11 protein-coding genes are annotated in these 13,656 nt (G+C 56.6%); all 11 read left to right on the forward strand.

Translation table 11 applies throughout. The features are described 5' to 3' along the window. The 11 genes from dnaA (at position 1) to HCK03_RS00055 (ending at position 13,621) form a co-directional block, all read left to right on the forward strand. Positions 1-1,404: a chromosomal replication initiator protein DnaA gene (gene dnaA / locus HCK03_RS00005; protein ID WP_041143335.1), complete on the forward strand. Its 1,404-nt coding sequence runs from the start codon at positions 1-3 to the stop codon at positions 1,402-1,404. Between the two features lie 4 nt (positions 1,405-1,408). Next, positions 1,409-2,509, forward strand: a complete 1,101-nt coding sequence (gene dnaN / locus HCK03_RS00010; RefSeq protein ID WP_076947911.1) for a DNA polymerase III subunit beta — start codon at positions 1,409-1,411, stop codon at positions 2,507-2,509. Between the two features lie 139 nt (positions 2,510-2,648). Then, complete coding sequence (gene recF / locus HCK03_RS00015) at positions 2,649-3,722, forward strand: DNA replication/repair protein RecF (protein WP_041143333.1); 1,074 nt, start codon at positions 2,649-2,651, stop codon at positions 3,720-3,722. Positions 3,723-3,750: 28 nt separating this feature from the next. Further along, positions 3,751-6,165: a DNA topoisomerase (ATP-hydrolyzing) subunit B gene (gyrB, locus tag HCK03_RS00020; RefSeq protein WP_041143332.1), complete on the forward strand. Its 2,415-nt coding sequence runs from the start codon at positions 3,751-3,753 to the stop codon at positions 6,163-6,165. 210 nt (positions 6,166-6,375) lie between these two features. Next, positions 6,376-7,188 carry a sugar-phosphatase gene (gene yidA / locus HCK03_RS00025; protein ID WP_041143331.1) on the forward strand — a complete coding sequence of 271 codons (813 nt, stop codon included), beginning with the start codon at positions 6,376-6,378 and terminating at the stop codon, positions 7,186-7,188. Between the two features lie 228 nt (positions 7,189-7,416). Continuing rightward, complete coding sequence (locus HCK03_RS00030; protein ID WP_228283755.1) at positions 7,417-8,556, forward strand: BamA/TamA family outer membrane protein; 1,140 nt, start codon at positions 7,417-7,419, stop codon at positions 8,554-8,556. A gap of 241 nt (positions 8,557-8,797) precedes the next feature. Beyond that, entirely contained in the window at positions 8,798-9,487 is a 690-nt protein-coding gene (gene dgoR / locus HCK03_RS00035; protein WP_041143329.1) for a D-galactonate utilization transcriptional regulator DgoR, read from the forward strand. Then, positions 9,484-10,359 (forward strand): 2-dehydro-3-deoxygalactonokinase, encoded by an 876-nt coding sequence (locus HCK03_RS00040; protein ID WP_167690990.1) that lies wholly within the window; start codon positions 9,484-9,486, stop codon positions 10,357-10,359. The genes dgoR and HCK03_RS00040 overlap by 4 nt, the downstream gene beginning before the upstream one ends. Next, positions 10,343-10,960 carry a 2-dehydro-3-deoxy-6-phosphogalactonate aldolase gene (locus tag HCK03_RS00045; RefSeq protein ID WP_167690991.1) on the forward strand — a complete coding sequence of 206 codons (618 nt, stop codon included), beginning with the start codon at positions 10,343-10,345 and terminating at the stop codon, positions 10,958-10,960. Before HCK03_RS00040 ends, HCK03_RS00045 begins: the two co-directional genes overlap by 17 nt. Further along, the gene (gene dgoD, locus HCK03_RS00050; RefSeq protein ID WP_041143326.1) at positions 10,957-12,105 is read left to right on the forward strand and encodes a galactonate dehydratase; all 1,149 of its coding nucleotides are present in this window, start codon (positions 10,957-10,959) and stop codon (positions 12,103-12,105) included. Before HCK03_RS00045 ends, dgoD begins: the two co-directional genes overlap by 4 nt. A 178-nt stretch (positions 12,106-12,283) precedes the next feature. Next, a complete protein-coding gene (locus tag HCK03_RS00055; RefSeq protein ID WP_167690992.1) occupies positions 12,284-13,621 on the forward strand; it encodes an MFS transporter in 1,338 nt (445 codons plus the stop codon). The last annotated feature ends 35 nt before the right edge of the window (positions 13,622-13,656 follow it).

Below are 13,656 nucleotides of genomic sequence, written 5' to 3' on the forward strand. Positions count from 1 at the left end.
GTGTCACTTTCGCTTTGGCAGCAGTGTCTTGCCCGATTGCAGGATGAGTTACCAGCCACAGAATTTAGTATGTGGATACGCCCGTTGCAGGCGGAACTGAGCGATAACACGCTGGCACTGTATGCGCCAAACCGTTTTGTGCTCGATTGGGTAAGGGATAAATACCTCAATAATATCAATGGACTCCTCAATGATTTTTGCGGTGCTGATGCCCCACAGCTGCGCTTTGAAGTCGGCACTAAACCGGCGGTACAGCCGCAGCGCGGCGCGGTAAATAACGTCGCGGCAGCCGCACCGGCCGCGCAGGTTCAGATGGCGCGCGTGGCGCCGACGATCGTCCGCCCAGGCTGGGATAACGTCCCGGCGCCGGCGGAACCGACCTACCGCTCTAACGTCAACGTCAAGCATACCTTTGATAACTTTGTCGAAGGTAAGTCTAACCAGCTGGCCCGCGCGGCGGCGCGCCAGGTTGCGGATAACCCGGGCGGCGCCTACAACCCGTTATTCCTTTATGGCGGCACCGGTTTGGGTAAAACCCACCTTTTGCACGCGGTCGGTAACGGCATCGTTGCGCGCAAACCGAACGCCAAAGTGGTCTATATGCACTCCGAGCGCTTTGTTCAGGACATGGTTAAAGCCTTGCAGAACAACGCGATCGAAGAATTTAAGCGCTACTACCGCTCCGTAGACGCCCTGCTGATCGATGATATTCAGTTCTTTGCTAATAAAGAGCGCTCGCAGGAAGAGTTTTTCCACACCTTCAACGCCCTGCTGGAAGGTAACCAGCAGATCATTCTCACTTCGGATCGCTATCCGAAAGAGATCAACGGCGTTGAGGATCGTCTGAAATCACGCTTCGGCTGGGGGCTGACGGTGGCGATCGAGCCGCCTGAGCTGGAGACCCGCGTGGCGATCCTGATGAAAAAAGCGGACGAAAACGACATTCGTCTGCCGGGTGAAGTAGCCTTCTTTATTGCCAAGCGTTTACGTTCCAACGTACGTGAGCTGGAAGGGGCGCTGAACCGCGTTATCGCTAACGCCAACTTTACCGGCCGGGCGATCACCATCGATTTCGTGCGCGAAGCGCTGCGCGATCTGCTGGCGCTGCAGGAAAAGCTGGTCACCATCGACAATATTCAGAAGACGGTGGCGGAGTACTATAAAATTAAGGTGGCGGATCTGCTCTCCAAGCGCCGCTCCCGCTCGGTGGCGCGTCCTCGTCAGATGGCGATGGCGCTGGCTAAAGAGCTGACGAACCACAGTTTGCCGGAAATTGGCGACGCGTTCGGCGGCCGTGACCATACCACCGTGCTGCACGCCTGCCGTAAGATTGAGCAGCTGCGTGAAGAAAGCCACGATATCAAAGAAGATTTTTCCAATTTAATCAGAACATTATCCTCGTGACGCTATGAAATTTACCGTAGAACGTGAACATTTATTAAAACCTCTGCAACAGGTAAGCGGCCCGTTAGGTGGTCGTCCGACGCTGCCCATTCTCGGTAACCTGCTGCTTCAGGTCTCGGAAGGCGCGCTGTCGCTCACCGGTACGGACCTGGAAATGGAAATGGTGGCGCGCGTTGCGCTGATGCAACCGCATGAAACGGGCGCAACGACGGTTCCGGCACGTAAATTCTTTGATATCTGCCGTGGCCTCCCTGAAGGGGCTGAGATCGCCGTGCAGCTGGAAGGCGATCGGATGCTGGTTCGCTCCGGGCGCAGCCGCTTCTCGCTGTCGACGCTTCCTGCCGCTGATTTCCCTAATCTCGACGACTGGCAGAGCGAAGTTGAATTCACGCTGCCGCAGGCGACGATGAAGCGCCTGATTGAAGCCACCCAGTTTTCAATGGCTCACCAGGACGTTCGCTATTACTTAAACGGTATGCTGTTTGAGACCGAAGGCGACGAGCTGCGCACCGTCGCAACCGACGGGCACCGCCTGGCGGTCTGCTCTATGCCGCTGGGTGAATCGCTGCCTAACCATTCGGTGATCGTGCCGCGTAAAGGGGTGATTGAGCTGATGCGCATGCTCGACGGTGGCGATACGCCGCTGCGCGTGCAGATTGGCAGCAACAACATCCGCGCCCACGTCGGTGACTTCATCTTTACGTCGAAGCTGGTTGACGGTCGTTTCCCTGACTACCGCCGCGTGCTGCCGAAGAATCCGGATAAGCATCTGGATGCCGGCTGCGATATCCTCAAGCAGGCGTTTGCCCGGGCGGCAATTCTCTCAAACGAGAAGTTCCGCGGCGTGCGTCTCTACGTGAGCGAAAATCAGCTGAAAATCACCGCCAATAACCCGGAACAGGAAGAAGCGGAAGAGATCCTCGATGTTTCGTATTCCGGCAGCGAGATGGAAATTGGCTTTAACGTCAGCTACGTACTGGACGTGCTGAATGCGCTGAAGTGCGAAAACGTGCGTATTTTACTGACCGATTCGGTGTCGAGCGTGCAGATTGAGGATGCGGCGTCGCAATCGGCAGCCTACGTTGTCATGCCTATGCGCTTGTAAAGAATATCGGGCTATCTTACTTGCCATTTTCAACCTGGGCTGTGCTCGCCCCTGTCACGTACTTCGTGTACGCTCCAGGGTCTGTGCGCAGTCCGCGTTGAAACTGGCTGCGACGATAACGCCCTGGCTATGAGTTGATATGTCGCTATCCCGATTACTCATCAAAGACTTCCGCAATATCGAAAATGCGGATCTTGCCTTATCTCCCGGCTTTAACTTTCTGGTTGGCGCCAACGGCAGCGGCAAAACCAGCGTGCTCGAAGCCATTTATACGCTTGGTCACGGTCGGGCGTTTCGCAGTTTGCAAATTGGTCGCGTCATCCGCCATGAGCAGGAGTCATTTATCCTGCACGGGCGCTTACAGGATGGCGAGCGTGAAGTCGCCATCGGGCTGACTAAAGACAAGCTCGGCGACAGTAAGGTGCGGATCGACGGCACCGATGGTCACAAAGTGGCCGAGCTGGCGCATTTAATGCCGATGCAGCTGATTACGCCGGAAGGGTTTACTTTGCTCAACGGCGGCCCCAAATACAGAAGAGCCTTCCTTGACTGGGGATGCTTTCACAATGAAACCGGGTTTTTTACCGCCTGGAGCAACCTGAAGCGCCTGCTGAAGCAGCGCAACGCCGCGCTGCGTCAGGTTAGCCGCTATGCGCAAATTCGGCCCTGGGATCTGGAGCTGATCCCGCTGGCGGAGCAGATTAGCCGCTGGCGTGCTGACTACAGCGCCGCTATCGTCGAAGACATGGCGGATACCTGTAAGCAGTTTTTACCTGAATTCTCTCTGACCTTTTCCTTCCAGCGCGGCTGGGAAAAAGAAACGGATTACGCTGAGGTACTGGAGAGAAACTTCGAGCGTGACCGCATGCTGACCTATACCGCCCACGGCCCGCACAAAGCGGATTTCCGCATACGTGCCGATGGTGCGCCGGTCGAAGATACCTTGTCACGCGGACAGCTCAAGCTCCTGATGTGCGCGCTACGGCTGGCACAGGGCGAGTTTTTAACCCGCGAAAGCGGGAGACGCTGTCTGTATCTGATAGATGATTTTGCCTCGGAACTTGATGACGCGCGGCGCGGGCTGCTTGCCAGCCGCTTAAAAGCCACGCAGTCGCAGGTTTTCGTCAGCGCAATAAGCGCTGAGCACGTAATGGACATGTCGGACAAAAATTCGAAGATGTTCACCGTGGAAAAGGGTAAAATAACGGATTAACCCAAGATTAAATGAGCGAGAAACGTTGATGTCGAATTCTTATGACTCCTCCAGTATCAAAGTCCTGAAAGGGCTGGATGCGGTGCGTAAGCGCCCGGGTATGTATATCGGCGATACGGATGACGGCACCGGCCTGCACCATATGGTATTCGAGGTTGTGGATAACGCTATCGACGAAGCGCTCGCGGGTCACTGTAAAGATATCGTGGTGACGATCCACGCCGACAACTCCGTCTCCGTTACCGATGATGGCCGTGGCATCCCGACCGGTATTCACCCGGAAGAGGGCGTGTCCGCTGCCGAAGTCATCATGACCGTCCTGCACGCGGGCGGTAAGTTCGATGATAACTCCTATAAAGTCTCCGGCGGTCTGCACGGCGTAGGCGTTTCTGTAGTTAACGCCCTGTCGCAGAAGCTGGAACTGTTGATCCGCCGTGAAGGCAAAGTCCACCAGCAAACCTACGTGCACGGCGTGCCGCAGGCACCGCTGGCGGTTACCGGCGACACTGATGCTACCGGTACTCAGGTGCGTTTCTGGCCGAGCCACGAAACCTTCACCAACGTGATCGAATTCGAATATGAGATTCTGGCCAAACGCCTGCGCGAGCTGTCGTTCCTGAACTCCGGCGTCTCCATTCGCCTGCGCGATAAGCGTGACGGTAAAGAAGACCACTTCCACTACGAAGGCGGCATCAAGGCGTTCGTTGAGTATCTCAACAAGAACAAAACGCCAATTCACCCGAATATCTTCTATTTCTCCACCGAAAAAGACGGTATCGGCGTTGAAGTTGCGCTGCAGTGGAACGACGGCTTCCAGGAAAATATCTACTGCTTTACCAACAACATTCCGCAGCGCGACGGCGGGACGCACCTTGCGGGCTTCCGTGCGGCGATGACCCGTACCCTGAACGCCTACATGGATAAAGAAGGCTACAGCAAAAAGGCCAAAGTCAGCGCCACCGGCGACGATGCCCGCGAAGGCCTGATTGCCGTCGTTTCCGTGAAAGTACCGGATCCTAAGTTTTCCTCGCAGACCAAAGACAAGCTGGTCTCCTCCGAGGTGAAAACCGCGGTAGAGCAGCAGATGAACGAACTGCTGAACGAATACCTGCTGGAAAACCCGTCAGACGCCAAGATCGTGGTAGGCAAAATTATCGATGCCGCGCGCGCGCGCGAAGCGGCACGCCGTGCCCGTGAAATGACCCGTCGTAAAGGTGCCCTGGACCTGGCCGGTCTGCCGGGCAAGCTGGCTGACTGTCAGGAACGCGACCCGGCGCTCTCCGAACTGTACCTTGTGGAAGGGGACTCCGCGGGCGGTTCTGCCAAGCAGGGCCGTAACCGTAAAAACCAGGCTATCCTGCCGCTGAAGGGTAAAATCCTCAACGTCGAGAAGGCCCGTTTTGACAAGATGCTCTCTTCCCAGGAAGTCGCTACGCTTATCACCGCGCTGGGCTGCGGTATCGGCCGCGACGAGTACAACCCGGATAAGCTGCGCTACCACAGCATCATCATCATGACCGATGCGGACGTCGATGGTTCACACATTCGTACCCTGCTGCTGACCTTCTTCTACCGTCAGATGCCGGAAATCGTTGAGCGTGGCCACGTCTACATTGCGCAGCCGCCGCTGTACAAAGTGAAGAAAGGCAAGCAGGAACAGTACATCAAAGACGATGAAGCGATGGATCAGTACCAGATCTCCATCGCCCTGGATGGCGCCACCCTGCACACCAACGCCAGCGCCCCGGCTCTGGCTGGCGAAGCGTTAGAGAAGCTGGTTGCCGAGTTCAACGCAACGCAGAAAATGATTGGCCGCATGGAGCGTCGCTTCCCGAAAACGATGCTGAAAGAGCTTATCTATCAGCCAACGCTGAGCGAAGCTGAGCTGTCGGACGAACAGGCCGTAACCCGCTGGGTGAATAAGCTGGTGACCGATCTGAACGAAAACGAGCAGCACGGCAGCCAGTGGAAGTTTGATGTTCATGAAAACACGGAGCAGCAGCTGTTCGAGCCGATTGTTCGCGTCCGTACCCACGGCGTCGATACCGACTATCCGCTGGATCATGAGTTTGTGACCGGCGGCGAGTATCGTCGTATCTGCACCCTCGGCGAAAAGCTGCGTGGCCTGATTGAAGACGACGCGTTTATCGAACGCGGCGAACGCCGTCAGCCGGTTGCCAGCTTTGAGCAGGCGCTGGAGTGGCTGGTGAAAGAGTCCCGCCGCGGGCTCTCTATCCAGCGCTATAAAGGCCTGGGTGAAATGAACCCGGACCAGCTGTGGGAAACCACCATGGACCCGGATAGCCGCCGTATGCTGCGCGTAACCGTTAAGGATGCGATTGCCGCTGACCAGCTGTTCACCACCCTGATGGGCGACGCCGTTGAACCGCGCCGCGCATTTATCGAAGAAAACGCCCTGAAAGCGGCGAATATCGATATCTAAGCCGCAAATTCCCCGGTATAGCGCTTCGCTGACCGGGGTAAGCGTTTGATAAACCCGGAATGCACGCTCAACGGCGTCATCCGGGTTTTTTTTGGCCGGAAAAGGGGAATCCCCCTGGCCAACCCATCCCCGTTTTCCCTGGCTTCTGTTGCTGTTTTTTGAGCGGAATCGCGTTAGCATGAGTCAGGACTCATCTTACCTGGGGATCTCATGGCTATTAAACTGATTGCAATTGATATGGACGGCACGCTTCTGCTGCCAGACCATACCATCTCTCCTGCCGTTAAAACCGCGATTGCCGCGGCCCGCGCGCGCGGCGTCAACGTGGTGCTGACCACCGGTCGGCCGTATGCCGGCGTGCACAGCTACCTGAAAGAACTGCACATGGAGCAGCCGGGAGACTACTGCATCACCTACAACGGTGCGTTAGTGCAGAAGGCAAGCGACGGCAGCACTGTCGCGCAAACTGCGCTGAGCTATGATGACTACCGCTATCTGGAACAGCTTTCCCGCGACGTCGGCTCCCACTTTCATGCGCTTGACCGCAATACGCTCTATACCGCTAACCGCGATGTGAGCTACTACACGGTGCATGAATCCTACGTCGCAACCATCCCGCTGGTCTTCTGTGAAGCAGAAAATATGGATCCCAATATCCAGCTGCTGAAGGTGATGATGATTGATGAGCCGGTGATTCTGGACCAGGCCATCGCCCGTATCCCGGCTGAAGTGAAAGAGAAGTATACCGTGCTGAAAAGCGCGCCATATTTCCTCGAGATCCTCGATAAGCGGGTCAATAAAGGCACCGGCGTGAAGTCGCTGGCCGATGCGCTGAATATCAAGCAGGAAGAGATCATGGCGATTGGCGATCAGGAAAACGACATCGCGATGATTGAGTTCGCCGGCGTCGGCGTGGCGATGGATAACGCGATACCGACCGTGAAAGAAGCGGCAAACTTTATTACCAAATCAAACCTTGAAGACGGCGTGGCCTGGGCCATTGAGAAGTACGTTTTATCCTGATTTATCTTCAGGCCCGGCAAACCCGGGCCTGAGCCGCCTGTATTTTCATTTTTTAGCGTAAATTCGCACGTAACCCTCTCATTTCGAATCGAAAACTCTATATTCTCCTGCCCTTGTTTACGCAAATCTGTATCGGCTTCAAAGAGTAAAGCTGGATGGCAACTATACTCAGACACGATGCGGTTTCACTTTGTCGGCCCTGACTTTTTTCACTGGAGAGCATCGCTGTTGAGTACGCTACGCGGCGGCATTCTGTTTTGGATCACATGCTCTTTTATCGGGCAGGTGCAGGCACAGGCGCTCAGCCGTGACAAAATAGACGGTTGGCTGAAGACGCTGGGAGCCAGCGATAAATTTGATGCCGCTAAAGGTATCGACTGGGGCGTGATGCCCGGGCCGTTTTACACTCCCGAGCTGGGTCTGGGAATAGGCACCGCGGTGGTGGGTATGTACCGCCCCGATCCCAGCGATACGGCCAGCCAGAACTCAACCTTAACCCTCAGCGGCTACGCCAGCTCAACCGGCGCCTTCGGCGTCAGCGTGAAAAACTACGCTTTTTTTGCCGAAGATCGGTGGCGCGTCTTTCTTGAAGGATCGCTGGCCAACACGCCAACCTACTACTGGGGCCAGGGCTTTGCCGCCGCCGATGATGACGGCAATAAGGAAAAGTATACCGCTCAGGTCCTGACGCTGCGGCCAACCCTGTACCGACAGCTGGTGGACAACGTTTATCTGGGCGTCGGCTGGTCGCTGGCGGCACAGAACGCCGATCGGCTGGACCAAAACGATTTGCCCAAAATCGAAAGTACCCCGCAGGGGCCGTCGGTATTCAGCTCCGGCGTCAGTATCGATCTGAGCTGGGACGATCGTGATTTTGTCCCGAACCCGCGCAAGGGCCAGTATGCCAACCTGCGCTATACCCACTACGCCCCGGGGCTCGGGAGCGATACGCGGTTCGATGAGTTTCACCTGCACTACAGCCGCTACCAGGCGCTCAGCGAAAAAAGCGTGCTGGCCTGGGAGGCCGATGGCGTATTGACTCAGGGAGACGTGCCGTGGAGCATGCTGCCGCTGCTTGGCAGCGACGAACGGATGCGCGGCTATTACCAGGGGCGCTACCGCGATAAAAACGTGGTCAGCACCCAGCTTGAATATCGCCGTCAGCTGACCTGGCGTCACGGTATTGTGGCCTGGGTGGGCGCCGGCACCATGGGTCCCTCCGTGGATGAGCTAAACAACGGCCGCTGGCTACCGACGGCCGGCGTTGGCTATCGCTTTGAATTCAAACCTCGGGTCAATATTCGCCTCGACTACGGCATCGGTAAAGGCAGCAGCGGTTTCTACTTCCAGGTTGGCGAAGCCTTCTAAGCCTCTTTCCCCGCCCAGCTCTCCGTTCCACCACTCCCTTTAAGCAGCGACCAGCCGGTTCGCGCTTTTTTTATCTTATCAATTGTTCTTTTTGTGATCTAAATTGTAGTACAACATTACAACTTAGTACTACTATGCACCACGTGAGACAACGAAGAGCATCACGTTTGTACTGCAAAGATGAGGCGAAAACCGGCAGTCAGGGTAAAGTAAGGCAGAGTGTTTTCTTAGAGGACGTGCCATGAACCTGACCAAAACCGATCGCATCATCATGACGCTGGGTCGCCAGATTGTCGGCGGTAAATACGTTCCCGGCTCGGCGCTGCCGGCAGAAGCGGATCTGTGCGAAGAGTTTGAAACGTCGCGCAATATTATCCGGGAAGTGTTTCGCTCGCTGATGGCGAAGCGGCTGATTGAGATGAAGCGCTATCGCGGAGCCTTCGTTTCGCCGCGTAACCACTGGAACTACCTTGATACCGAGGTGCTGCAGTGGGTGCTGGAGAACGATTATGACCCGCGCCTGATTGGCGCGATGAGCGAAGTGCGAAACCTGGTGGAACCGGCCATCGCCCGCTGGGCGGCTGAACGCGCGACCTCCAGCGATCTGGCGCAAATTGAAGATGCGCTGAACGAGATGATTGCCAATAACCAGGACCGGGATGCGTTTAACGAAGCCGACATTCGCTATCACGAAGCGGTGCTGCAGTCGGTGCATAACCCGGTGTTACAGCAGCTGAGCGTGGCAATCAGCTCGCTGCAGCGAGCGGTATTTGAACGAACCTGGATGGGAGATGAAGGCAATATGCCGAAGACCCTCCAGGAACATAAGGCGCTGTTTGATGCCATCCGGCATCAGGATAGCGAAGCGGCGGAGCAGGCGGCGCTCACCATGATCGCCAGCTCAACACGAAGGCTGAAGGAAATCACATGACATCTCGCTACATCGCAATTGACTGGGGATCGACCAACCTGCGCGCCTGGCTTTTTCAGGGCGACAGATGCCTGGAGAGCAGGCAGTCGGAAGCTGGCGTAACCCGCCTCAACGGCAGATCCCCGGCGGCGGTGTTTAGTGAGATAACCGAAGGCTGGCGCGACGACGTCACGCCAGCGGTGATGGCGGGAATGGTCGGCAGCAACGTGGGCTGGAAAATCGCTCCTTACTTACCGGTTCCTGCCCATTTTTCCGCGATTTGCCAACAGTTAACGGCCGTTGGCGACAATATCTGGATCGTTCCCGGCCTTAGCGTCTCCCGGGACGATAACCGCAACGTGATGCGCGGCGAAGAGACGCAGCTGCTCGGCGCGCGCGCGATCGCCCCCTCATCGGTCTATGTGATGCCCGGCACCCACTGCAAATGGGTGCAGGCCGACCGCGAGCAAATTCTTGATTTTCGCACCGTGATGACCGGCGAACTGCACCATTTACTGCTGCAACACTCGCTGGTGGGCGCCGGTCTCCCACCGCAGGAAACTTCCGCTGCGGCCTTTTCTGCCGGCCTCGAGCGCGGGCTGAACTCGCCCGCCGTTTTAGCGCAGCTCTTTCAGGTTCGCGCTTCGCACGTTCTCGGCACGCTGCCGCGCGAGCACGTCAGCGAGTTTTTATCCGGTCTGCTGATTGGCGCTGAGGTTGCCACCATGAGCGAAAGCGTGATTGGCCAGCAGATTACCATCGTCGCCGGAGAGGCGTTGGCGAACCGCTACCAGCAGGCGCTGGCCACATTTGGTCGTCAGGCGACGGTCGTTTCCGGCGATACCGCATTTCAGGCAGGTATAAGGAGCATCATATATGCAGTGGCAAACTAAGCTTCCGCTGATCGCAATTCTGCGCGGCATCACGCCGGAAGAGGCGCTGGCGCACGTGGGCGCCGTTATCGACGCGGGATTCGATGCCGTCGAAATTCCGCTGAACTCGCCCCGCTGGCAGCAAAGCATTCCGGCCATCGTCGAGGCGTTTGGCGATCGGGCGCTGATTGGCGCAGGCACCGTGCTGCAGCCGGAGCAGGTTGACGAGCTGGCGAAGATGGGCTGTCGGCTGATCGTTACGCCCAACGTTCAAAGCGAAGTGATTCGCCGCGCGGTGGGCTACGGCATGACCGTCTGTCCCGGATGCGCCACCGCCACCGAGGCCTTCACCGCGCTCGATGCGGGTGCCAGAGCCCTGAAGGTGTTTCCGTCCTCCGCTTTTGGCCCGGATTACATCAAGGCGCTGAAGGCCGTTTTACCGTCAGAGGTCCCCGTTTTCGCCGTCGGTGGCGTCACGCCGGAGAACCTGGCGCAATGGATTGATGCCGGCTGTATCGGTGCCGGACTGGGGAGCGATCTTTATCGTGCCGGACAGTCCGTTGAACGCACCGCCCGCCAGGCTGCCGAATTTGTTAAAGCGTATCGAGAGGCTATGCAATGAAAATAACCAAACTGACTACTTACCGTTTACCGCCGCGGTGGATGTTCCTGAAAATTGAAACCGATGAAGGCGTCGTTGGCTGGGGCGAGCCGGTAATTGAAGGGCGCGCGCGCACCGTCGAAGCAGCGGTACATGAGCTGGGGGAGTACCTGATTGGCCAGGACCCGGCGCGTATTAACGACCTGTGGCAGGTGATGTACCGCGCCGGTTTCTATCGCGGCGGCCCTATTTTGATGAGCGCCATTGCCGGTATCGATCAGGCGCTGTGGGATATTAAAGGCAAAGTGCTGAATGCGCCGGTATGGCAGCTGATGGGCGGCCTGGTGCGGGACAAAATTAAAGCCTACAGCTGGGTTGGCGGCGATCGCCCGGCGGAAGTTATCGAGGGTATTAAAAAGCTGCGCGGAATTGGTTTTGATACCTTCAAATTAAACGGCTGCGAAGAGATGGGGGTTATTGATAATTCCCGGGCGGTAGACGCAGCGGTCAATACCGTGGCGCAAATCCGCGAAGCCTTCGGCAATGAAATTGAGTTTGGTCTTGATTTCCACGGCCGCGTCAGCGCGCCGATGGCCAAAGTCCTGATTAAAGAGCTGGAACCGTATCGTCCGCTATTTATTGAGGAACCGGTACTGGCGGAGCAGGCTGAATATTATCCAAAACTGGCGGCGCAAACGCATATTCCGCTCGCGGCGGGCGAACGTATGTTCTCACGCTTCGAATTTAAACGGGTGCTGGAAGCCGGCGGCCTGGCTATTTTGCAGCCGGACCTGTCGCACGCCGGGGGGATCACCGAATGCTATAAAATTGCCGGCATGGCCGAGGCCTATGACGTGGCGCTGGCGCCGCACTGCCCGCTGGGCCCGATCGCCCTGGCCGCCTGCCTGCACGTCGATTTCGTCGCCCGCAATGCGGTCCTCCAGGAACAAAGCATGGGCATTCACTACAACAAGGGCGCGGAGCTGCTCGACTTTGTGAAGAATAAAGAAGACTTCAATATGGAAGGCGGCTTCTTTAAACCGTTAACGAAGCCGGGGCTGGGTGTGGAAATTGATGAAGCCAGAGTGATTGAGCTCAGTAAAAATGCGCCGGACTGGCGTAATCCATTATGGCGTCATGAGGATGGCTCCGTCGCCGAATGGTAATGCGCGTCATACTTTGCACTGGTGATGCGTTGGCTGCATTTTCTTACCCCAGTCACATACTAACGTATGCTCCAGGGAGTGTGAAAAGTTGCCGCCGTTCCCCGGCACAAATTATTTAGCGCATTACGCTTAAGTTATTAATAAAAAATTCAAATAAACCCTCTGTAAATTACAGGGCATGGTGAGCGGTTTCGCTATGCCCAAAATCTGGAGACAGATTGCTATGGATATTTCAGTAACTGCTGCAAAACCCGGTCGTCGTCGTTATCTGACGCTGGTTATGATCTTTATTACCGTTGTTATTTGCTACGTTGATCGGGCTAATCTTGCCGTCGCGTCAGCGCATATTCAGGAAGAGTTTGGTATTAGCAAAACGGAAATGGGCTATATTTTTTCTGCTTTTGCCTGGCTATATACGCTGTGTCAAATTCCCGGCGGCTGGTTCCTCGACCGCGTAGGTTCGAGGATGACCTACTTTATTGCCATTTTTGGCTGGTCGGTGGCGACGCTATTTCAGGGCTTTGCTACGGGGCTGATGTCGCTGATTGGTCTGCGAGCGATTACGGGTATTTTTGAGGCCCCGGCGTTCCCGACCAACAACCGGATGGTGACCAGCTGGTTCCCGGAGCACGAGCGCGCCTCGGCGGTCGGGTTCTACACCTCCGGTCAGTTTGTGGGGCTGGCGTTCCTGACGCCGCTGCTGATCTGGATCCAGGAGCTGCTGAGCTGGCACTGGGTGTTCATCGTCACCGGCGCTATCGGTATTGTCTGGTCGTTAATTTGGTTCAAGGTCTACCAGCCTCCGCGCCTGACTAAAAGCATCAGCAAGGCCGAGCTGGACTATATTCGCGATGGCGGCGGCCTGGTGGACGGCGATGCGCCGGCCAAAAAAGAGGCGCGGCAGCCGATGACCAAAGCCGACTGGAAGCTGGTATTCCATCGCAAGCTGGTCGGCGTCTATCTCGGGCAGTTTGCCGTCACCTCCACGCTGTGGTTTTTCCTGACCTGGTTCCCGAACTACCTGACTCAGGAAAAGGGGATCACCGCGCTAAAAGCGGGCTTTATGACCACGGTTCCGTTCCTTGCCGCGTTCGTTGGCGTGCTGCTCTCGGGCTGGCTGGCGGACCGTCTGGTGCGAAAAGGCGTCTCGCTGGGCGCCGCGCGTAAAACGCCCATTATCTGTGGGCTGCTGATATCGACCTGTATTATCGGCGCGAATTACACCAACGATCCGGTGTGGATTATGACCCTGATGGCTATCGCCTTCTTTGGCAACGGCTTTGCGTCTATCACCTGGTCACTGGTGTCATCGCTGGCGCCGATGCGCCTGATTGGGCTGACCGGGGGCGTGTTTAACTTTGTCGGCGGCCTGGGCGGGATCACCGTTCCGCTGGTCATCGGCTACCTGGCACAGGGATATGGCTTTGCGCCTGCCCTGGTTTATATTGCCGTCGTGGCCCTGATTGGCGCACTTTCCTACATCGTGCTGGTGGGCGATATTAAACGTGTAGGCTAATTCTTACCGATACTATACCCTGATGCGAACGCCGT

The organism is Klebsiella terrigena, from assembly GCF_012029655.1.
GTDB classification, from domain to species: Bacteria; Pseudomonadota; Gammaproteobacteria; order Enterobacterales; family Enterobacteriaceae; genus Klebsiella; species Klebsiella terrigena.